This window comes from Sphingobium sp. JS3065 (assembly GCF_026427355.1).
In the GTDB taxonomy this organism is placed as follows: domain Bacteria; phylum Pseudomonadota; class Alphaproteobacteria; order Sphingomonadales; family Sphingomonadaceae; genus Sphingobium.
In genome coordinates this window covers 206,193-227,775 of the sequence record NZ_CP102666.1, presented here as the reverse complement: position 1 = coordinate 227,775, position 21,583 = coordinate 206,193, and the positions used below count along the sequence as shown (strand labels likewise).

The 21,583-nt window shown below is 58.5% G+C and carries 24 protein-coding genes; 10 read left to right on the top strand and 14 right to left on the bottom strand.

The genetic code is table 11. The features are described from left to right. Nucleotides 1–364 precede the first annotated feature (364 nt). The 5 genes from NUH86_RS23100 (at nt 365) to NUH86_RS23080 (ending at nt 4,782) form a co-directional block, all read left to right on the top strand. On the top strand, nt 365–730 hold the full coding sequence (locus NUH86_RS23100) for a DUF2726 domain-containing protein (RefSeq protein ID WP_238320208.1): 366 nt from the start codon (nt 365–367) through the stop codon (nt 728–730). 152 nt (nt 731–882) lie between these two features. After that, on the top strand, nt 883–1,332 hold the full coding sequence (locus NUH86_RS23095) for a universal stress protein (RefSeq protein WP_044663569.1): 450 nt from the start codon (nt 883–885) through the stop codon (nt 1,330–1,332). Between the two features lie 170 nt (nt 1,333–1,502). Continuing rightward, nucleotides 1,503–2,618: a rod shape-determining protein gene (locus tag NUH86_RS23090; RefSeq protein ID WP_323749043.1), complete on the top strand. Its 1,116-nt coding sequence runs from the start codon at nt 1,503–1,505 to the stop codon at nt 2,616–2,618. A gap of 545 nt (nt 2,619–3,163) precedes the next feature. Beyond that, nucleotides 3,164–3,418 (top strand): zf-TFIIB domain-containing protein, encoded by a 255-nt coding sequence (locus NUH86_RS23085; protein WP_084694428.1) that lies wholly within the window; start codon nt 3,164–3,166, stop codon nt 3,416–3,418. 404 nt (nt 3,419–3,822) lie between these two features. Further along, nucleotides 3,823–4,782, top strand: coding sequence for a Tim44 domain-containing protein (locus tag NUH86_RS23080; RefSeq protein WP_196227625.1), 960 nt, complete (start codon nt 3,823–3,825; stop codon nt 4,780–4,782). An 81-nt stretch (nt 4,783–4,863) separates the two neighbouring features. Here the strand turns inward: NUH86_RS23080 and NUH86_RS23075 are convergent, their stop codons facing one another. From NUH86_RS23075 to NUH86_RS23055, 5 genes are all read right to left on the bottom strand, one after another. Next, entirely contained in the window at nt 4,864–5,070 is a 207-nt protein-coding gene (locus tag NUH86_RS23075) for a hypothetical protein (RefSeq protein ID WP_157009862.1), read from the bottom strand. Between the two features lie 16 nt (nt 5,071–5,086). Beyond that, nucleotides 5,087–5,521, bottom strand: coding sequence for a CBS domain-containing protein (locus tag NUH86_RS23070; RefSeq protein ID WP_044663378.1), 435 nt, complete (start codon nt 5,519–5,521; stop codon nt 5,087–5,089). A gap of 48 nt (nt 5,522–5,569) precedes the next feature. Beyond that, nucleotides 5,570–5,788, bottom strand: coding sequence for a hypothetical protein (locus NUH86_RS23065; RefSeq protein WP_157009863.1), 219 nt, complete (start codon nt 5,786–5,788; stop codon nt 5,570–5,572). 533 nt (nt 5,789–6,321) lie between these two features. Beyond that, entirely contained in the window at nt 6,322–7,518 is a 1,197-nt protein-coding gene (locus NUH86_RS23060) for a tyrosine-type recombinase/integrase (RefSeq protein WP_052628280.1), read from the bottom strand. A gap of 318 nt (nt 7,519–7,836) precedes the next feature. Next, nucleotides 7,837–8,424: a hypothetical protein gene (locus tag NUH86_RS23055; RefSeq protein WP_044663379.1), complete on the bottom strand. Its 588-nt coding sequence runs from the start codon at nt 8,422–8,424 to the stop codon at nt 7,837–7,839. Nucleotides 8,425–8,625: 201 nt separating this feature from the next. Here NUH86_RS23055 and NUH86_RS23050 point away from each other — a divergent pair, with 201 nt between their 5' ends. Then, nucleotides 8,626–8,901 (top strand): HU family DNA-binding protein, encoded by a 276-nt coding sequence (locus NUH86_RS23050; RefSeq protein WP_044663380.1) that lies wholly within the window; start codon nt 8,626–8,628, stop codon nt 8,899–8,901. Between the two features lie 68 nt (nt 8,902–8,969). Then, entirely contained in the window at nt 8,970–9,812 is an 843-nt protein-coding gene (locus NUH86_RS23045) for a hypothetical protein (protein WP_044663381.1), read from the top strand. 23 nt (nt 9,813–9,835) lie between these two features. Here the strand turns inward: NUH86_RS23045 and NUH86_RS23040 are convergent, their stop codons facing one another. Further along, nucleotides 9,836–10,246, bottom strand: coding sequence for a MarR family winged helix-turn-helix transcriptional regulator (locus NUH86_RS23040; protein WP_044663382.1), 411 nt, complete (start codon nt 10,244–10,246; stop codon nt 9,836–9,838). Nucleotides 10,247–10,325: 79 nt separating this feature from the next. Here NUH86_RS23040 and NUH86_RS23035 point away from each other — a divergent pair, with 79 nt between their 5' ends. Further along, nucleotides 10,326–12,104 (top strand): chloride channel protein, encoded by a 1,779-nt coding sequence (locus tag NUH86_RS23035; protein WP_044663383.1) that lies wholly within the window; start codon nt 10,326–10,328, stop codon nt 12,102–12,104. Nucleotides 12,105–12,138: 34 nt separating this feature from the next. Next, nucleotides 12,139–12,522: a hypothetical protein gene (locus tag NUH86_RS23030; protein ID WP_044663384.1), complete on the top strand. Its 384-nt coding sequence runs from the start codon at nt 12,139–12,141 to the stop codon at nt 12,520–12,522. A 135-nt stretch (nt 12,523–12,657) separates the two neighbouring features. On the opposite strand, the gene gdhA is transcribed toward NUH86_RS23030, so the two are convergent. From gdhA to cfa, 3 genes are all read right to left on the bottom strand, one after another. Beyond that, nucleotides 12,658–14,022 carry an NADP-specific glutamate dehydrogenase gene (gene gdhA / locus NUH86_RS23025; RefSeq protein WP_044663385.1) on the bottom strand — a complete coding sequence of 455 codons (1,365 nt, stop codon included), beginning with the start codon at nt 14,020–14,022 and terminating at the stop codon, nt 12,658–12,660. Nucleotides 14,023–14,052: 30 nt separating this feature from the next. Beyond that, nucleotides 14,053–14,463, bottom strand: coding sequence for a nucleoside diphosphate kinase regulator (rnk, locus tag NUH86_RS23020; RefSeq protein ID WP_044663386.1), 411 nt, complete (start codon nt 14,461–14,463; stop codon nt 14,053–14,055). Nucleotides 14,464–14,806: 343 nt separating this feature from the next. Next, entirely contained in the window at nt 14,807–15,889 is a 1,083-nt protein-coding gene (cfa, locus tag NUH86_RS23015; protein WP_084694429.1) for a cyclopropane fatty acyl phospholipid synthase, read from the bottom strand. Nucleotides 15,890–16,450: 561 nt separating this feature from the next. On the opposite strand from cfa, the gene NUH86_RS23010 reads away from it, so the two are divergent. Then, nucleotides 16,451–16,723, top strand: coding sequence for a hypothetical protein (locus NUH86_RS23010; protein ID WP_157009865.1), 273 nt, complete (start codon nt 16,451–16,453; stop codon nt 16,721–16,723). A gap of 206 nt (nt 16,724–16,929) precedes the next feature. Here NUH86_RS23010 and NUH86_RS23005 read toward each other — a convergent pair whose 3' ends face one another. From NUH86_RS23005 to NUH86_RS22985, 5 genes are all read right to left on the bottom strand, one after another. After that, entirely contained in the window at nt 16,930–17,316 is a 387-nt protein-coding gene (locus tag NUH86_RS23005; protein WP_044663393.1) for a DUF488 domain-containing protein, read from the bottom strand. A gap of 358 nt (nt 17,317–17,674) precedes the next feature. Next, entirely contained in the window at nt 17,675–17,920 is a 246-nt protein-coding gene (locus tag NUH86_RS23000) for a hypothetical protein (RefSeq protein WP_044663571.1), read from the bottom strand. Nucleotides 17,921–17,957: 37 nt separating this feature from the next. Continuing rightward, on the bottom strand, nt 17,958–19,130 hold the full coding sequence (metB, locus tag NUH86_RS22995) for a cystathionine gamma-synthase (protein ID WP_044663394.1): 1,173 nt from the start codon (nt 19,128–19,130) through the stop codon (nt 17,958–17,960). Continuing rightward, nucleotides 19,123–20,043 (bottom strand): flavodoxin domain-containing protein, encoded by a 921-nt coding sequence (locus tag NUH86_RS22990; protein WP_238320212.1) that lies wholly within the window; start codon nt 20,041–20,043, stop codon nt 19,123–19,125. Before NUH86_RS22990 ends, metB begins: the two co-directional genes overlap by 8 nt. A gap of 269 nt (nt 20,044–20,312) precedes the next feature. Next, complete coding sequence (locus NUH86_RS22985; protein ID WP_238320213.1) at nt 20,313–21,461, bottom strand: aspartyl protease family protein; 1,149 nt, start codon at nt 21,459–21,461, stop codon at nt 20,313–20,315. Nucleotides 21,462–21,583 lie beyond the last annotated feature (122 nt).

Here is a 21,583-nt window from a genome sequence, read left to right as displayed (position 1 = left end):
GTCGGGAATTTGAACGAGCCGGCAAGTTGGGCAGCGAGCGCACGACCGAGACGTGCGTCGAGTGCCCCGGCGCCGACCGGCGCGACCTGCCGATAACGCAAGGCGGATGAGGTGGAACTCAGCATTTACCGATCACTGCTCGAGCGCGGCACGCGCAGCCGCGCCGAGGGGCGCTGAAATGGATGAATTGAGAACGCGAACCATGGAAACTTTGAACATCGGCGGCCCTATGGAGCGTGCGATCCTGCCGGTTGTTATCCTTGCGGGCGCGCTGTGAATCCTTCTCGCGCTGCTGTTGGGAGGGGGTGGTTCCATCCGGCTCGCCCCGGTCGCCAAGCCGTTCATGACCGGCCGGGAAGAGGCCATGCTGATCGTGTTGGAGGAGATATTCCCGATGTACCGCTTCCATGCACAGGTCGCGATGGGCGCTCTTCTCAAGGCTCCCGCATCAATCGGGCGCCGGGCGACATCTGCGGATCGCAACGCCTTCTCGCAGAAGATCGTCGATTTCGTGGTGCAGGATCCCACGACCGGTCGTGTCGTCGCCCTGATCGAGGTTGATGACGGCTCCCACAATGCAGCGCGCGACCGGATCCGCGATACGATGACAGGCGCCGCCGGTTACCGGCCCTTCCGGATACCGGCGTCCGTTCGTCCGACCATTCCGGCAGTACTCAGAATCGTCCACCCACTTCGTGAAGACTTGGTGCAGGGGCGGCGCCAGGACTAATTTACCATAAGGATAGATGACTGCCTCGGGCCTGGCCCCACATCAAGCGTTGGCTCTGGTCACACGCCTCGCGCAAGAAGGTAGAGGCTTGACGAAGCGGCGGGATATTGATGCACTTCAAACTGAGTGACAACCCGCTGGGAGGCATGCTCATGTATAATCATATACTCATTTCAACTGACGGATCGGAAACTGCCCAGAAGGGCGTGGATCATGGTCTTGCCTTGGCCAAGGCCCTGGGTGTCAATGTCACCATCATGACCGTTACCGAACGCTTTCCCGTATATTCAAGTGGAGTGGGTTACGATCTCGCTTGGAGCGAGGCTGCACTGACCGAATATGCTGAGGGACAGAAAAGCGCAGCCGAGGGCATCCTCGCTAGCGCGAAGGACTCGGCCGAGCGGCTCGGAGTAACCACAGAAATCCTCCATGTGCCTGACGCGGAGGTTGCCGAGGCAATAATCGCTGTGGCCAAGGAGCGCAATTGCGGACTTATCGTGATGGCGTCGCATGGACGCAGAGGATTGGGTCGGCTGATGCTCGGCAGCAAGGCATTCGAAGTGCTGACCCACAGCGTGATCCCGGTGCTCGTGGTGCGCTGACCTCATTTTGAACGAGCTCGGGCGCCATATCCAGCCTTCCTACCCTTATCGCGCCGAGCATGCAGACGCTTGCACAATGAATTTGCGTTGCTCTGGCTTGGCGACGTAGCGATTTTGTCCGCAATATTTCTTGGCTGAACACCGATAGAGAAGAACATATAGTAGAAGTTTTGGGCGATATTTTCTCTTGGCCGCACCTCGCCATGCTCGGAGCCAATTTTATCCGGTTCCCAGCTGCTGCAAAAACGAAAGGGGACAAAGCGGGACCAGCACATTATATCGATCCCATGGTTTCATTTTCATCATGGACGCGGCCGGAACTAGCGATTGATTTCGGGACTGCGAACCTACGGGTCATCGATCGCGATGCGGGTGTTGTTTTCGATGAGCCGTCGCTGTGCTGTTTTACAGATCTTGGCACCGCTCCGCGCCTGGTTGCGGCTGGAGCTGCTGCTCAGGCCATGGTGGACCGAACCCCGCCCAAGTTGGCAGTACGGCGCCCGCTGCGCAGGGGTGTGCTACAGGACATTCACACTGCTACCGAATTACTTCGGTATGCCATTCCAAAGGAACTGAAGCGAAAGCCATGGCGCAAGGCGCGCGCTCTCATGGGAGTCCCCGCGGACGCGACGCAAGCCGAGAGGCGCGCGCTGTTCACCGCTGCTATCGATGCCGGGCTAAGCCCTCAGTTGGTTCTGGAGCCGTTCGCGGCGGCTCTTGGCGCTGGTGCTCGAGTGGATGAGCCGCGTGGCGCACTCATCGTGGAATGCGGTGCCGGCACCACCGAAGTGGCCGTCATTTCACTTGGAGGAATGTGCCTTACGCGTTCAGTGCGCGCGGGTGGCGCGGCCCTCGACCAGGCGATCACTGATCACCTGCATTTTCGACACAAGATTTTGATCGGCCGTCAAAGCGCCGAACGCATCAAAAAGGATTATGCCGCTCTTCATGCCGAGGCCCCGTCCGGCGATGGGCTGATCGAGGTCCGAGGACGAAGCCTCGTGTCGATGGCGCCTCAATCGCTGCATATTTCCTCTGCTGAAGTCGGGCGCGTGGTAGAAAAGCACGCTACCCAGATCGTTGCCGTCATACGCGACGTTCTCAACGAAACGCCGCCGGAACTCAGCCACGACGTACACGTAAATGGGATCCTCCTCACCGGCGGCAGCGCGCTCGTGCCGCAGTTGCCGCGAATGATAGAGCGTGAAACCTCCGTGCCGGTGGTTGTCGCTCAACACCCCTCGCTCTGCGTGGCTCAGGGCCTTCATCATATGCTTCAGGGCTGAGCATCGAGCGTTCGCCGTTCGACACGCGATCGATCAGCAGAAGCGCAGAATGAAGGATCGAGCGTTTCTGGCTAAGCTGCCCCGCGTTCGCAGATTGCGTTGAATGACTCCGTTGAGCCATTTTCCGATCTGGACACCCGAGACAGCGTATGGCGACCACAACGCCACAATACATATGGAAAGAGCCAGCAGCCATTCCATAGCAAGTCTGCGGGCCGGCCCCCTCTGGCGGTCGTCTGAGAGATGATCGTAATGTCGGACCGCATCGGGTTGGCTCGGTGCAGGTCAGTGAATTTCTCCTTCCTCGCAATTGATCCGATCGATCCATTTTGATTGGAGAGAGGCATTGAAGTCGTTTCCATATAAAATGACGAGACTGCACGGACAGCTTGAGGAGGAGATCTGGAGGGAACTTAAACGGCGCACTCCCGACAATTTGCGGCTGCTGCGGCTCAATAAGGTGCGACTGCACGTCAAGGACCGCCTGTACGGCCATGTGTTCCAGGCGCGGAGGGTGTACCATACAGCGACAATCCATGGAGGCTATGCCTTGCCCAGGCTGCTGCACGGGACTGATAATGTCCGAACGCCAAGGCATCGAAATCGACTATTGCCCGGGGGGTATATGGTCTGATCGCGGCGAACTGGACAAGATCATCGAGCGCTCAGCCACCCCACCAGTTCGACTGCAAGAGCGGGATCTCCCTGATGCATGGACGCGCCTGCGTCCCCCTGACGCGCACGATAGCCGTTATCGTTCCCGGAAGAAAAAATCCTTTCTGAAAGAGCTGTTTGACTGATCGGGCTGCTCGGCCTTCGTCATCGAAGAGGAAGGCTGGCGGTTCGCATCGCACACCGCAGACCGGCCCGCAGTCCCATTAGCTGATATGAGCCGCTGTTGCATTTAAAGGACGGCATGCTATCCAGCAACCATGCGGGCCGGGCCCCTCTGGCGATCGCCTGAAAGGCGATCGTGATGTCGGACCGCATCGAGTGCGCTCGATGCTGGTCGTTAATCTAGTGTCCCATCATCTGCGCTGCTCGTTCAACTGGACCAGAATACGAGGAGGCGACCATACCGCTCCAGAAGCACCGTCCTGTAGTTCGCGATTGCGAATGTGAGGCTTGCTGTCGGGAGCGAACTTTGCCCGTCTTTGTGGGTCCAACACTTGAGGAACTTGGCTGATAGCCAGAAGGATTTTCGATGATTGGAACTACGTTTCGCAATGCCTCTGCGATTGCCATGAGTCTCGCGATCGCCGTTATGGCCGTCAGCCCGGCGGACGCCCGGCGCGGCGGCAGCTTAGGTAGCCGAGGCTCGCGAACAGCTGTTGCTCCGCCTGCCACGAAAACCGCGCCCAATCAGGCGCCGGCGGTGCAGCGGACCGCAACGCCGACCCAGGCTCCGGCGCAGAACACCGCCTCAACGCCGCGCCCGGCGACGAACACGCCCAATCGGTTTGGCGGGCTCGCAAAGGGCCTGATCGGGGGTCTCGTTGCCGGCGGCCTGCTTGGCATGCTGCTTGGCAATGGGTTTGGCGCATTGAACGGCAGCGGCATGCTGATGGCTTTGCTGCAGATGGCGCTTTTGGGTGGGCTTGCCTGGCTCGCGTTCAGGATGTTTCGTCGCCGGCCTGCCTTGGCTCCGGTAGGTGGCGTCGCCTCTTCCTCATTCGCCACCCGCCCGTTGACGGGAGCGTCACAGGGCGGGTTTGACGCCTTTGTGTCCTCGGTCGCTTCTTCTGCTCCCCTGTCGCGGGAGATTGCCATCACGACGAGCGACCAGCAAAGTTTCGAGCGTCTGCTCGTAGAGGTGCAGGACGCTTTTGGGCATGAAGATTATGCCCGGTTGCGCGTCTGCACGACGCCTGAAATCATGTCTTATCTGGCCGAGGAAATGAGCCAGAACGCGACGCGAGGCCAGCGTAACGAGGTATCGGGAACCGAGCTTCTTGAAGCGGAAGTTGCGGAAGCCTGGACGGAAGATGGGACGGACTATGCCACGATCGCCATGCGGTACCAGAGCATCGACGTCATGCGCGATCGCAATAGCGGCGCAGTTCTGACAGGTGATCCCGATCGTCCCACTTTAACGACCGAACTGTGGACTTTTGTCAGGAGCGGACACGGCGCATGGCGTTTATCGGCCATCCAGGAAGCATGATCTCTAGGATGCCGCAAATACCAGAGCCAGTCGGAAAAAGCGCGAAAGCTTCAATTCGCCTCTAATATTGCATTCCGGCTATCAGGCCGTGGAAGACGGCCGGGTCTCTCTCTCTCTCTTTGCTGGTGGTGAATGGCGGCCTTTTCCGGGCCGCCATTTGGCCAGACTTGCGCGAGCGGCACCAAGAATCGAGAATCCCTTGAACGGCAGCCTCCGCTCGTTCTCGCCGAGCCAGATGTTCGTCGTTTGGATGGGTTTGTCGAAGACCTTGAGACCCGTGGCGCTCATCGCACGTTCCCGCCGATCAGATCGCCTGGGAATGGAGACCGCTAGGCCGGGCGATCTCGCACAGCGCTTCGCCGCTGTGCGCCGCCTCACCATTGGTGGCGAGATCGGTGATCGACACGATGCCAACCAGACGCTTGTCGCGGTCGACCACCGGTAGCCGCCGAAGCTGCTGCTGTGCCATATTGTCAAGAATGTCTTCAACCGTGTCGTCGGCATAGCAATATCTGACTTCCTGGCTCATCACGTCGCCGATTTTCGCATTTGAAGATCGCCCGGTGGCGACGGCGCGGATCGCGATGTCGCGATCAGTGATGATGCCGACGAGCCGGTCGTTCTTGCCGACCGGCAGGAATCCAGCATCGATCTCCGCCATCGTGCGGGCTGCGTCCTGCAGTGTCTCCCCCGGATCCACGATCCGGACATCTTGTGTCATACATTCGCTGACTTTCATGATATTTCCTCCGTCAGGGGAGCCGCACTTGGAGGAGGCTCCCATTGCTCAGTGCCGGAACTCCGGCTTATTTCCGGGGCGTCCGCTCTGGGTGACACCGATGCTCGGCGCGATAACGCTGCCCAACGCTTCTCGCGCATTGTCGAATTCGCGATAGACATTCTTGGAGGCCCATTCTGCTTGCCGGTAAATGGACAGGAACGGGCTGGCGATGCGAAACGGCTCGAGTGGGCAGGACCGATAACGGGTAAGTGACTGGGAGGCCATGGTGTCCTCTTCTGCCTTGATTTGGTGCTTTCAATCGCGCCGCCTGACGCTTCGGGTGCACCCGAAGGGACCGGGAAATGCCGCATCCGGCCACCTCCGCTTCAAGGTTGCCTACCCGTGTGTCGCCTTCCTTGACGTACCCGCAAAGTGAGCGGGACGCGATCACCGATCGCAACGGGGCCGGCGAGGCGACGTTCCCGCCAAAGCCCTGCCATGTGATGGACGGTGGCTATACCGGGCCAGTCCGTTCAAGACCGCATGTCTGCCCTGCCGCAATGACAGGATTTCTCCGGCACCTCAACGCCACACTCATAAGCGATCTTGGCCGAATATAGCCTAATGATCTGACTGGGGTTGTAGTTCATGTTGTCCGTGACCAGCATATGGCCCTCGATACTGACCATGTTCCTTGCAGATGGGAAGTAGGTTGCAATGAGAACATCCCAACGGCGTAGTGGACATCGAGCGAAGTGGGATTGGAGGGCGCTTGAACCCCGGCCCGATCTTGCGACAGGCTGTTCAGATCTAGCCAGTCAACGTCGAACGCGTGAAAGCACTCGCGCTGCAACATTGCTGCGTACAGCAAGCTTTCTACCATAGCGCAAAGCGGTGGTCGGCGAACTCCAGCGAAGCGCCTGAGCAATTCCCAACCCGTCCTCGCCCGCGGCAAAAAGATCCTGGGTCAGACCGACACGTAACGAATGGGTGGACAGCGCCTGGACAGCCGCCACAAGCTTGCCGGAAGGCAGGGTCACCAGACCTTGCTCATAGGCTCTGATGGCGATGCGGCGATAAATGGCGTTGACCCCCTGTCGAGTGAGCGCTGTCAGCCCAATCGAATAGGTCTTTTCCGCCGATGCGAGCTGTCGTTCCGTTCTTCCCGTGCGTCGGCGGTCGACTCCGACCCTTCGGAAAATCGGACCTTCCTCAATCATGCCCGCGTTCGTCCATGCGTGGACGCGCCGCACCGTCTCGGCTGACAACCAAGCCCAGGCGCCTTCCTGCTCCTGATCTGTTTTGGAAAAGGGGATGAACAACGTCGCTGAACCGTCCTCCTGCGATTCAATATGGTTCGCTTCCACCCGGGTCAGTTCGCTTACGCGCAGGCCAGCGTCGTACCCAAGGGATAGCAGAGCAGCGTCCCGCAGTCCTTGAAGGTCATCGCCACAGGCGTCGAGCAAGGCTGAAAGGGTAAATCCCTCCGGAGCATTGGAATCCAATGCCTTGCCAAGCCGCAACGGTGCCGCCTGCCGCTGCAGCGATCCCCTGCGCCTGCGGATGGCCTTGAGCGCCGCGCGTACGATTGCTGCCTCGGTGGGAGCCGCATTTTGGGCCAGCCCCAGCACTCGATGCAACGCACCAAGGCTTGCAACCCGTCGAGCGAGCGTCGAAGGCTTTTTCCCCCTGACATCGAGGTCGTTCACATAATGTACAAGATCTTCGGGATCAGCGGGCATGGGCGACCGGCCTTCTTTGACGCACCAGGCATGCCAGCATTCGATATCGGCGGCGATCGCCGCCTTCGTGGCTTCCGCCATGGCGGCAAGAGCGGTTTCGACGGCAAGACGGCTGACCGGCGGCAGTCCTTCGGGAACGAGCATTCCCATGGTACGAAGCAGACGTGCGTCAACCGCTTCGGCGCCCATGACGTGCGAGCGGGCCGGAAGACCCGCGCGCTGCGGTTGGACAAGGATGATTTCCTTATAAGGAGTTGTGGAGCGCTCGGTCATCACCTTCCTGTGTGTTACTCAGGGGAGGTAAACGATTTTTGCCCTCCCCCGCCGTTTTGGCGTCCTATACTTACCATAATCTCCCATTATGGTAACTAAAAAAATCGCGCGGGGAGGGGGCGTGCCTGCGCAGAGACAGCACCTCGTCTCAACAAGAATGCGATCACTTTATGTTGTCCCCGCGGTCCCAGCGCGGGTCGGATGAGTTGGCCCAGGCGCAGACAGGCTTGCACTTACCCGTCGACCATAGTTCAGCGTTCGCTCCAGTGGTGGAGCGGCATTCCCGCAGCAACGCGCCTATGATTTGTTCGCGGGCGGTCATGAAGCTGCCGTCCGGGACCGCGGAATGACATTCGATGATACGCTGCCGATGATGCCGGGATGGAGAGCCGTTCGAACGTCGTCTGTCACGGTGTAAACCGCCTGACGCTGCGCGCCGCGGTTTTCATGATCGACCCGGTATCCCTGATAATGGCGCTTGATGAGACCGGCGCGCACCAGTTCGGAGACGGCACGGCTGATCGCCGTTAAACTCGTTTCCCTGATCCGTTCGCTGACTTGAGCGTCAATCATTTGGTCAGCCTCAATAGGGTCGGTTGGCAGCTCGCCGCTGGCCGCAAGGGCAGCGCGGACTTTTTCCCTGGTAGTTCGCCGCTGGTGATGACGCGCTGCACTGGGAGCAATGGTGGCCGCGAGCCATTCCCGGATCGGTATCAGGGCGGCGCCTTCGCAAATCAGCGGACCCGCCTGCCCGTTCGCGCGGGCAACCCGCGCAATGAGGTCGAGCACCATGAAGGTATAGCGCGGCCGCGTGGAATGTTCCGCAATGATACGGACCAGATCGGGCAGGCCGGCCCTCCCCACGGGAGAGACGGGTTCGGATGAAAAGAGATCCTGCTGCATCATGGAACGAATCAAGCACAAAGCGAGACTCTTGGGAATCCGGTAAATGCTCTTCACCCCACCGGAGAACGATTTTGCCGCCTGTGTCACTTTACCACTGGTGTTCTGGTAAAGTGACACAGACGGCAACAGAACCATCGCCATGGCGCTTGCGACCGGGACAGGTTATGCAAGATCGCCCCTGAACATCAGAAGAGGTACAGTATGACGAACGGTGATCTTGCAGACCTTCTCGCCAGCGAAACCGGTTCCACAAAAGCCGATGCCCGCAAGACGGTGGATATCGTGTTCGCCGCGATCGTCGCAGCCTCTGTCAGAGGCGAGGAAGTGAGCCTCGGCGGCTTTGGAAAATTCAAGGTGAAGGAGCTATCCGCCCGTGAAGGCCGAAATCCAGCGACCGGCGAGACCATAAAAATCGCCGCCTCGAAGAAACTTACCTTCTCTCCCGCGAAGGCGGTCAAAGACAAACTCAACGGCTAGGCGACACCCGGCGCTTGGGGGTCCCATGGGTCCAAGCGCCTTCCTTGCGAGGAGCTCGTGTCATCCGGTTGCGCTCAGTTCCGTTATTCAAGGTTCTACCCGTCGAGAACCTGCCGCCGATCGACGGCGAGGCTGCAGTCACCGGCGATGGACAGCTCCGTTTCTTGATGGAGGAACTGGTCGAGGCCGCGAATTTCAACATCCTCCCTCCGCCCGGGGTCGCGCCCGATAGCCCCAGTGTTGCTGATGCCTTCGCCGCGTTACGGAACGCAACCTCTGCCTATCATGTGGCCGCAGACGCCCCTCTTTCCCATCATTTCTGGACTTTCTGCTCGGCATTAAGGAATGGAGACGTTGCCCGAAGGCTCCTTGAAAGCGCCCGCAAAGGCTGCGCGGTACAAGGCTTCGTTGCTCTTCATGCAGATGAGATCCGTTCGGGCGTACTTTACAGTCCGCGGACGATGCCTATTCGTGTTGGCCAAGAGATATCGCTGCCGGCGAATATTGGCGGCCCCTATCTCGTTTTGCTCGCCTGCGAACTTACGCCGGACGGTCGCGCTGAGGTTGCCGCAGTCGACGCCGTGCCGATATACAAGGTAGGGCGCCTTCTGCCAGTTCGCTCAGAACTCGATCGGGATGTGCTCAAAGCCCTTGAGCATCTCCAATGCGCGCTCGATGTTCACGGCGCGGAATGCACAATCACGCGCATTCGACCGTTCGCACATACGGACGTCACCCATCTCTCCCTGACCATCAGGAGCCGAGCTTTCAGGCGGCGGGATGCGGTGCTCGCCATCAATCCGTACGGAGCCGCAAATGCTTCTTCTGAGGATGCTGATTTCTGTGTGACGCACCGCAATTGGACAAGTGGAGGGTTGATCGCCTGGCTCGAACGAACCATTCTCGATTGACGGGCATAACTCTGCCTCACTGCTCAACTGAGTTGAGAGAATACGTCGGCGAACAAAGGCCGAATACGTCGAATCTCCTCGCGATGTGCTGCGGAGAGCGCATCGAGCATCGCAAACGCCTTGGGCGTCAAACGTAGGAGCGCACGTCTGCGGTCCTGGTCCGACGCCTCGCGTGTGATGAGCTGCAGCGCCTCGAGCCGATTAACCAGCCCGGTGGCGCTGTGTGGTTTGAGGACCAGGCATTCAGCCACATGGCCCACCGTCGCTTCAGCCGCGGTGCAGCCCCGGATCGCCAGGAGCGCCTGATGCTGTTGAGGGGTTAATCCCACCTCCACCGCCTTTTGCTGGCTGAATGCCTGGAAGCGACGGATGACGTGTCGAAAGGAGGCCAGCGCGACATAGTCGGCGTCTGCCAGGGCTTGATTCTTTTTCAATCCTTTGCCTCATCGGTTGAACTGTATCGTGACACGATATAACGGGTGGTGCGTCGTCTTCCCAGGATAAACCTAATTCATGTCCTTTACACCTCCACGCGCTACCGAGACTCACCAACTCGCCGATCATAGTGCCGATCGCCGCATGATCATGCTCGCCAGCATGGCGATTGTCGTTGGATCGGGAGGCGCGATCGGCGCCTGGGTGCTCGTGAAGCTGATCGCCATTGCCACCAACCTGTTCTGGTTTGGTCGGCTGTCTACCGATCACGCGGCTATCACCGACGCGTCAGTTGGAGCCATGGTGATCATCATACCGGTGGTGGGCAGCCTCATCGTCGGCCTGATGGCGCGCTTTGGATCCGAGAAGATCCGTGGACATGGTATTCCTGAAGCCATCGAAACGATCCTCTTTGGCGAAAGCCGCCTCTCCCTGAAAGTGGCCATTCTCAAGCCGCTGTCATCGGCCATTTCGATCGGTAGCGGTGGACCGTTCGGCGCGGAAGGGCCGATTATCATGACCGGCGGCGCGATCGGCTCCCTGTTCGCGCAATGCTTCCATCTCAGCGCCGCTGAGCGCAAAACGTTGCTCGTAGCAGGGGCGGCAGCGGGCATGACCGCCATTTTCGGAACGCCCCTCGCGGCGATCCTGCTTGCGGTTGAAGTCTTGCTTTTCGAATGGAAGCCGCGCAGCTTCGTGCCTGTGGTGGTCGGTGCGCTTGTTTCGTACGCATGGCGCCCATTGCTCATCGGGTCAGGCCCGATGTTCCCGATGGAAACGCTACTGCCGGGCGATAGCTGGGCGTTGCTCGGGTCGGTCGGAGTGGGCCTTGTTGTCGGTCTTGAAGCCGCCATATTGTCGACGTCGCTCTACCGCATCGAGGATCTTTTTCATCGCCTGCCATTCCACTGGATGTGGTGGCCCGCCATAGGCGCGATCTTCGTGGGCTTGGGCGGACTGATCGACGCGCATGTTCTTGGCGCGGGATATGCCAGTATCGAGGCTCTCCTCAATGCGTCCTTGCCCCTGAAAGTTGTCGCGGCACTTCTCGTTGTCAAGGCGATCGTCTGGCTGGTTGCCCTCGGATCGGGAACGTCGGGCGGCGTACTTGCGCCTCTCCTCATCCTTGGCGGCGCCGCCGGTTTCTTGCTGGGGCAGTTTCTGCCGGGCGATCCGGGTTTCTGGGCCATGATCGGCATGGGCGGGATCATGAGTGGCGCCATGCGCGCGCCGATGACGGGCGCAATCTTCGCTGTTGAGCTCACAGGCCATTTTGATGCGATACCCTATACCATCGCTGCGGCAGGAACTGCCTATGCCATCAGCGTTTTGCTGATGCGCCGTTCGATCCTCACGGAGAAGATCGCACGACGCGGGCGCCATATTCTGCAGGAATATACCGTCGACCCCCTTGATCTGCTCCAGGCGAGCCAGATCATGACCCCCGACCCGGCCACATTGCCCGGCAACATGACCGTGGAGGCTGCGGTTTCGTTTTTCTCGAACGATGCTGTCCATCGTAGCTATCCCGTCACAGATGCACAGGGGCGCCTGCTCGGCCTTGTGTCGCGTTCGGATGCGCTGCGCTGGCAAATCGACAGGGAAAAGGATCAAACGCCATTGGTCGACGCCACCTCGGACGCGGCGCAGCCCGTCGCTTATCCCGACACACCAAGCGGGGCTGTCGCTGACCTTATTGTCGAGTCCGGCGTGGGGCGTATTCCGATCATAGAAGCTGGGACAAGGCGGGTTCTTGGCATCCTGTCGCGCCAGGATCTCCTGAAGGCACGCAGCGCAAATCGCGCCGCAGAGTTGGGGCGTGCCCGTTTTGTCGGAGCGAAGGGGGGCGCAAAATGATGGGTGAAAAGGTGATCCCATACAACCTCAGGACATGCCGAAGGCATTCGAGACAGCCTGGAACAACCACGATGTCGAGGCCCTTGGTGCAGATGCGACCTTTGTGAACCGATTTGGCCGCTATGTGCGCGGCGTGGGCGACATCATCGAACTTCACCGCACCGTTCATGCGACAATCTATCGGGATTCGACGCTGGAAAATGAACTGATCGACCTCACTCCCATCGGGGAAGACGCAACTGTCGTCCATTTCTGGAGCCGCCTTGCCGCCGGCACGGCGCATCCGGCCGGACCCCATGTTGTGGATACGTTGATACTCGCCGTGCTTGCCCGGCAGGACATGATGTGGCGAAGCCAGGCGCTTGAGAATGTCGCATTGACAGACCCGCGCTCCGGGGAAGCCGTTCTGCGATATTGACAAGAACAGGCCGTGACGCTGCCAGCTCCAGGAAGGCAGCTGTTGCCCTTGATATGCCTTCTTGCCGGCCAGTAGAGCCGCAGGTGGTCACTCCGCGCCTGGAAAGTGACCATCACTACGCCGCATCAGGCGTCCTTAGATAACCCCCATGGCCTGCATGGCTTCTGCTACCCGGACAAAGCCGGTCACATTGGCGCCCAATACATAATTGCCCGGCGCGCCATAAGATTCAGCCGTTTCGGCGCAGCTGTCATGGATACGGCGCATGATCATGGCCAGCCGCGCCTCGGTTTCCTCGAAGGTCCAGCTATCGCGCGAGGCATTTTGCTGCATTTCAAGCGCTGATGTGGCGACACCTCCCGCATTGGCCGCCTTTGCCGGACCAAAGAGCACATTCGCATTCTGGAACAGACGAACGGCCTCGGGGGTGCAAGGCATGTTTGCACCCTCACCTACCGCGATCACGCCGTTACGGATCAGTGTGGCCGCATCATGGCCGTTCAACTCATTCTGGGTCGCTGACGGTAAAGCAACATCGCACGGTATTTCCCAAACCGTTCCTTGCTCCACGAAATAGGAGCCGGAGCCCTTCAATCGTGCATATTCAGCAATCCGCTCCCGACGCAGGAGCTTGATTTCTTTCAGCAGTTCGAGATCGATCCCGGCTTCATCGACAATGAAACCCGACGAATCGGAGCAGGCGATCGCTTTTCCGCCAAATTCCTGGACCTTCTCGATCGCGAAAATCGCGACATTGCCTGAACCGGAAACGATAGCCCGCTTGCCTTCCAGGCTCGCGCCCCGTGTCTTTAACATCTGATCGACGAAATAGACCGTGCCATATCCCGTCGCTTCGGTGCGGGCTCTGGAACCGCCATAAATGAGCCCCTTGCCGGTCAACACCCCCGCTTCATAGCGGTTCGTCAATCTCTTATACTGGCCAAAGAGGTAGCCGATCTCCCTGGCGCCGACGCCGATATCGCCAGCCGGAACGTCCGTATACTCGCCCAGGTGGCGGTAGAGCTCGGTCATGAAGGACTGGCAGAAACGCATGATTTCACCGTCGGAACGCCCGCGTGGATTGAAATCCGAACCGCCCTTCCCTCCGCCGATCGGTAGTCCCGTCAGCGCATTCTTGAACGTCTGTTCGAACCCCAAAAACTTGATGATTCCAACGTTGACGGACGGATGAAAGCGCAGGCCGCCCTTATAGGGTCCCAATGCTGAATTGAACTGAACGCGAAAACCGCGATTGATATGCGTTTGTCCATGATCATCGACCCAGGGTATGCGGAAGATGATCTGTCTTTCCGGTTCGCAGATCCGTTCGATCAACGCATTGTCCATATATTCTGGATGTTTGGCTACAACGACACCCAGACTTTCAAGCACTTCTTCCACCGCCTGATGGAACTCGGTCTCGCCCGCATTGCGTCTGAGCACATCCTCAAATATCGGCAGAAGTTTCTCGTCGATCCGGGGCAATTCCTCGTCTCCCATTAATGTTGCTGGAATGCAGATCTGTCGTGCTCAAATGCGGGTCGGCTGCGTAACCTTGACGATGGTCAGCCTTCGCTTGCGGCCCTCCCGGTCGGGCCAGCTGATGGACTGGCCCTCGCGAAGTCCGATCAAGCCCGCAGCGATAGGGGTCAAGATAGAGATTTGCCCCGCGCCGATGTCAGCTTGAGCCGGGTAGACGATCTGGACAGTCCGTTCGATACCGCTCGCCTCGTCGATAAATTCGACCGAGGAGTGCATGGTAACCACGTCTGGAGGGATCCGCTCGACGCGATGGGTCTGCGCGCGAGCAATTTCGCCCAGCAGCAGTTCGCTGACCTGCGGCATGCTGTTCGCAGCACCCAGGGCAAGATTGGTGAGGCTCTCGGCTTCGCTGTCTATGAGATTGACGGAGGGACTTCCCCGGTTGGGCATTCTAGCCATGGCATTGTCTTTCGAGAGGATTTGTCACACGCCTTCCGGCGAGCGGCAGTCTGTCGATTTGCCCCGAGTCCGGAGCAAGACGCGCCGAAACCCGGGGCTAGATGCCCGCGAGAAGCTGTCCCCCTTGGTAGCGGAAGCGCACATGATCGCTGCGTGAATGCATAGCCACTTCATTGCACGCGCGCACCGGACGAGTCAAACATGCTCCCTTGTGAAGGCAAGGAACTCTGCGACTTGCGTGGGAGTGCTTCCGGGACGCCGGGGCGTCGCTATGAGATGCACGAGCAGGGCAATTCCCGCGGGGCAGAGGCGCAATCAGGTCGACCGGCTCATAAACCGACTTTTAGTTGGGACGCTGATATCCGCCAGGAATGCCCTTCTTCGCCAAGACCCATTGCCATAACTGAACATCCCGGGATCTGAACGCTCCCGCGCAGGAAAGCAGATAATATCGCCACATGCGACGGAAGCGCTCACCCAGCTGTTCTTCGAATTCCGGCCAGGCATTCTCAAAGTTGCGATGCCACGCCATCAATGTCTTGTCATAATCCGCGCCGAAATTGTGCATATCTTCAACGATGAAAAGGCCGTCTACGGCATCCCCGATCTGCCCTATCGATGGAAGGTCTCCGTTCGGGAAGATATAACGGTCAATCCAGGGATCGGGTATGTTTCTTCTACGGTTCTTGCCGATCGTGTGGAGAAGAAACAGGCCGTCATCTTCAAGGCAGCGCGCCGCTACTTCCATATAGGTTCGATGATTCTTGCGACCTACATGCTCGAACATGCCGATGCTCACGATGCGGTCGAATGTCTCGCGCATATCCCGATAGTCCTGGAGCCTGAAATCGAGATGCGGGCTGGAATGATGCCTCTTGGCCCATTCGCATTGCTCCCTGGAGATTGTGACGCCGACGCACTGGACGCCATAATTTTCAGCAGCATAAGCCATGAAGCTGCCCCATCCGCAGCCGATGTCGAGGACTCTCATTCCCGGTTCCAGTTGAAGCTTTCGGCAAATGAGATCCAGCTTTGCGATCTGTGCCTCAGCCAGGCTGGTCGCCTCCTTCCAATAGCCACAGGTATAGGTCATGAGCGGATCCAGCATGCGCTCATAAAATGCATTCCCAAGATCATAATGCCGCTCCCCCACCTTCCAGGCCTGCTTGCGATTTTGACGGTTCGTCAGTCGGGTGCGCAAGGCATGCAGCAGGAGCGAAGCAGGATTGACCATGTCTGTTATGCCCGATCGCAGTAATCGGGAGAAGAATTCATCCAGCGCAGGGCAATCCCAGTGGCCGGCCATATAGGTTTCGCCTAATCCCAGATTCCCCTGTGCAAGAACGCGCCCTGGGACATTGCTGTCGTAGATACGAATGTCCCAAGGGTCATTCCCATTCAACCGAAGTCCTGCCTCGTTGAGCATGTTCTCCGCCAGTCGAAACCCGCGGATAGCTGCAGGAGAAAGGCCTGGTCCTTGATTCACTCGGGCCTCTTGATCTGGCATTGGGGTTTTAGAAAGAGCGAAAGACATATCCATAGTCCTGATGAATAATAAAATTATAATCGTTCAACTTCATTGGATGGGATGTATCGCAAAAGCATGTTCATGGATCAGAACAACGACCGGTTGAACAATCTGGAATTCTATTGGACGCTGGTTGGAGCAGTCACGATGGAGAAAGAAAAGACCGTTCGCGGCCTGTAACATCCGGATAAAAGTTCAAAAAGATAATTTTAAGTTACAATGATTGAAAATATTTTCATGTTAACCGATAATGTCTCAGAGACGATTATCGATGAAATAGTTTCAAGTTAAGATGCAATAATATTCATTTGCATGACATCATGAACGGCGACAAACGTCGCGCGAACCCCGTCCTGATCCCCGCGCATGTCCTCATGCTGGTGGAACCATAGCAAGGGAAAGACTGCCCTCACCTTAGTGAGTGGGACAGATACCCGTGAACATCTCATAGAGAGGAAAATGATGCTTGTTTCCATTTATCTGGGCCAGGATATTCCGAGCGCAAAATTGCATGGAGCACTTTATTTCTCCCAGCTGCCTCAGCCTGGTGAAAAGGTGATGCTCGGCTGCAAGCAGATGACCGTCAGCAAGGCGTGGCACACGCCGGATACGCTCTTTGCTGGTCCAAAATATGCTGTTCTTGCAGATGGTTATCACATTAACTCCGCAACGGAGCCAAGGCGGGATGATCAAGAGGCGGCAAAACAATTCGCCGGACACCGGAGTAACTGATCACCCCTGTCATTGCCCCATTCACATATGTCGATCCAGCGGCCGCCCCGCTGGCGGATGCCGATCCGAAGCAGCCTGCCCCCACGGATCGGCATCCATTTTGCCGTGCAACCGACTGCCGAACGACGGCCGGGATCTCGGCAGATCTTATTTAGGGCGCGGCTGCGACCGGGCACTCGTTTTCGTTCCGCTCCGTGGATGTATAATCACGCGACATTGCTCGCATGCCGGAGCCTGCATCCGTGCTCCTTCAGATATTCGGCCAGGACCACCGCGTGATTCACACGTCGGTCATGCGCGGCATAGAGCAATGTCACGTCCCCTTGATCGGCCAATTTGTAGATTTGGGCCAATATGTCCGGGTTCGCATCAAGTTCCAGGCGATACCTGTCCCGGAAGGCCGCAAAACGCGTGGCATCATGATTGAACCATTTGCGCAAGTCCGCGCTGGGGGCGATTTCCTTCAGCCATAGATCGAGTGCCGCAGAGTGAAGCGAGACACCTCTTGGCCAGAGGCGATCGACCAGGACACGTTTTCCATCACTGCTGCTGGCGGTTTCGTAAATCCGTTTGATATCGATCGTGCCGCTCATGAGCGTATCCAGACCAGCCGCGGGTCGGCCGCAGAACGCGATGTCTGGGCTCTCCCCTCGCGAAGGACGTCGAAATCATCTCGGTCTTGACTGACACCTCCAAAGCAGGACGCCGGGAACCTCTTCACTATCCGAGTATCGTTGCGCCGTTGAGCATCGCTTCGATATGGGCGAGAAAATCTACAAGGTTCGCGGTCCTCGATCGTCCAGGGCCAGGCCGTCGGGCTATGAACGGGGAGGCGGCCGGGCAAATGAGCAGCGCACCCATGATTTGCTGTCGCTATCATCGAATCCTTCCCATTTTTTGGACGAGATAATATCGGGATGATGCCAATCACCCGGCCACTGCCGAAGTGATCTAATCCAGATTGAATAGCGTCAGCATTCCTCCGATAGCAATGCCGAAGACCATGATCATGACTCCGGCGATCCTCAAAATATAGGTCAGCGGATCTTCCTCCTGACCGGTTGAGACGCGTGACCGAGGCGGCTCGGACGCACGGCCGAGCAAACGGCGGACAAACGGTTGACGGAACGCCATGTTGAAGCCGACGAAAACGAGGACAAGGCCGAAGACATCGACCGCAATCACATAGCCAGGCAATTCCATTCTCCTCTCGCTTCAGCGATGCCCTGATCGACTAGCCCCGGCATGCCGCAAGACCCACCTCAAGACCCGCTAGCAGATCTCCTTCCGCCTCAAGGCCGACCGATAGCCGTAGCAAGCTGTCGTTGATGCCTGCCAGAGCCCGCGTCTCCTCGCCCATGTCCGCGTGGGTCATGGTTGCCGGATGGGAGACCAAACTCTCCACGCCCCCCAGCGATTCAGCGACCGTGAAGAATTTGACGTTCGTCATGAATTGGCGAACTGCCTCGACCCCTCCAGCCAGCTCGAAGCTCAGCATGGCGCCGAACCCTCGCTGCTGCCGCAATGCAATGGAGTGACCGGGATGTCTCACTAGTCCCGGATAATGGACGCGAGAGACGGCCGGATGGGTCTCCAGATGGCGCGCTATCGCCATAGCGTTGCTCTGCTGGAACGCCATGCGGGCAAATAGCGTCCGCAATCCCCGGAGCGTCGCCCAGGAGTCAAATGGGGAGCCTGCCGTACCGATGACATTAGCCCAGGAAAGCAATCGATCCGCCTCGTCTGCCCGCGCTGAGACAATCGCGCCGCCGATCACGTCGGAATGTCCATTGAGATATTTCGTGGTGGAGTGGATGACATAATCCGCGCCCAGGCTGAGGGGGCGCTGGATTGCCGGGGTAAGAAACGTGTTGTCGACAGCAACCGCTGCGCCCGCCTTTTTTGCCTGTGACGCGAGCGCCGCGATGTCCACCACACGCATGAGCGGGTTGCTGGGGGATTCGATCAGCACCAGGGCGGGGGCGTCGCTCAAAGCGCTCAAGAGGCTTGCATCATCCGTCTGATCGACAAAGCGGACCGAACAATGACCAAGTTTCGCGCGTGCCTTGAGCAGGCGCATCGTACCGCCATAGCAATCATGTGGGGCCAGCACGAGTTCGTCGCGGCGCAGACCGCCGACAAGAAGATCAAGAGCAGACATTCCACTCGAAGTGATGACAGTCCCTGCCCCGCCTTCGAGCGCGGCGATCGCATCCGCAAGGAGATCTCGTGTCGGATTGGCCGCGCGTCCATAATCATATAGTCGCGGCTTCCCGAACGCCTCAAATTCATATGTGCTCGAGAGATAAAGCGGTGGCGTGACCGCGCCATAGGCCGTATCGGTCGCAACACCGAAAGCTGCCGCGATCGTTTCAGGATGCATGGCCGCCATATCCTCCTCATTCATTGAACATGCGCCCTTCGCTAACCGCCCGGACGATGCCGGCGCGAACGGCAAAATCGCCGAAATGCTCACCAGCTTCACGTTCGCGGGCGAAACGCCCGATTGCATCCCGGAGCACTTGCAGAATGATCGGCTCCCCGACATTTTCGCGGACCATGCGGTTGAGGCGTTCGCCGTGAAAGCCGCCGCCCAGATACAGATTGTACTTGCCCGGCGCCCTGCCGGTAAGACCGATCTCGGCGAGATAGGGACGCGAGCAGCCGTTGGGATAGCCGCTCATCCGAATGATGATAGCATCGCCGGGTGAATGCAAAATGGGCGCTGGGGACGCTTGCCCTCGCGCTGGCTCTGCCTGTTGTCGCGCAGGAGACGCCGACGCGATCCACTGTTCTGCCCGTTCCTCATAGTCCACGTCACACTCGACGCGCGGCGCAAGCCGCGCCGCTCCAAGTTCCTCCAGCCGCCGGTCCAGCCTCTTCCCAGCCTGGCAGAAATATTCATAGGTTGGGTCGCCCAAGGCAAGGACTGCGAACCGGATTCCCTCGAGCCGCGGCGCCTTGCGGCCCTCGAGGAATTCAAAAAAGCCGGTCGCCGGCTGAGGAGGATCCCCCTCCCCATAGGTGCTGACGATAATGAGCAGGTCCTGCTCTTGCGCCAGCTGCCGTGTCTTGTAATCGGCCATGTCGACCGCGATGCAGTCCATGCTCCTGGCATTCACCGCGGCCTTGAGCGTCCTTGCGAGCTCGGCGGCATTTCCTGTCTCCGTTCCATATATTATGGTCAAAGAGCGCAGATCGGCTGTTTTGGTAGACGCCGGCTGCGTCAGGGGTTGCCGCAAGCCGACGTCTAACCCGGTGAAATAGCCGCCAAGCCAGACCGCCTGCATCGGTGTGAGCGACTGGGCCAGTGCCTCCACTTGTCGCCTCTGTTCCAGGGAAAGGGAGTGCCCTGGCGGTTCCGATACAGACATCGTTCTCGTTCCTCGGCGTCCAGCTCCTTCCCGACGGCAAATCCATCCTCACGGATGTCGCTGTCGCATTGGGCTTGTTCCGAAGCCGCTTCACGCCCAGGCCTTTTGCGCGGAACGATAACATAACACAAACGAATGTTATTTCTCATTCATATGAAATATATTGTGCTATATCAGCGGATAGTGGCTCCCGGCCCTCGGTTGACCTGAGGCTTTCAATAATAGTCTATCAGCATGATCTCGAGGGTGCGGCCATCGGCGAGGCCCAGTCTGACGACGCTGCCTGGTGCCCGAAAGCCGACGCGATCTCCAGGCGCGGGGTAGCCACGGCTGATCGCGCGGCCATCGACATTTACCAGGACATCGTTGCCGCGCAATCCGGCATGCCAGGCAGGACTGCCCGGGGCGACATGGGAGATGACAAGTCTCTGTTCTTCCCGTCGGCCGGAAATTCCCAGCCTGTCTCTCGGAATTGGCGAAGCGAGGACTTGCCTGTTTGCCGTCATGTCCATCGTCCTGGCGCCCAGGCTCAGAACGATGTGAAAGGCTTGGAACAATGGCCACCCGACGGATATGGGTTGCGCAAGCTTCCAGTTCTCCACAGCTTGCACCGGCACATCATGCCAAGCAAAGTCACCGATGCTCACGTTGCGGAGTGTAAACGCGATATTTGTCAGAACGCCTTCAAGGCCAATTGATACCGCGGTCGACTGGCGGCGTCCTTCAAACAAGCCGCGCTCTTTGGCAAACGCGGCGGACATCGTGACCGGCGTATCGCTGCCCAGGTCAAGCAGGCATCTTTCCTGTGTCATGCCTTCAATGGCCAGATCGATCGACGGAAAGGCCGCACGTTCGCCGCATAGCGGCAATCTGAGGCCGGGCCTGACATTCCGCCGTGGTCCGGGGGACGTCCAGCGAATGCGATCCCCGATAAAATCGATCTCCACATCGATCTTCTTCAGGACATCGCGTCCCACTATCAAGGGCAGTTGGCGGCGTGCCAACGCCTCTATGTCTGCCGTCTCGTAGCTATCGAACACGAAATCCTTCAAGATCGTGCCAGCCAATTCCATTGTCGCTGCCCGATAACTCACACCGGCGACACGACGTGTAAAGGACGTGACAGACGTCTCTCCCAGCGGCACCAATCCCAATTCCCTGGCCAGGCCGCTATTGATGATGGTCCGGGAGGTGCCACTGTCCACCAGCGCGGATATGATGGTGTTTTCCAGTTTCACAGGCGCGAAGATCATTCGACGCTCGGCAAGATCGAGCGCCTCCCATATTCCGTCGATGGCGCCGCCCGGACATGTTGCTGCTCTCGCCCTATGGATCGGCGATTTGCCCAAGAGCCATTTCAACACGCTGATTTCCCCCGCGCCATTCAATCTTTTTCGAGGTCCTATTGTCTACCGTATTGCCTGAATCAAATGAATATAATTGGGTGATTGAAGAGATATTATTGCGGTTATTTCGGCGCCTGGTT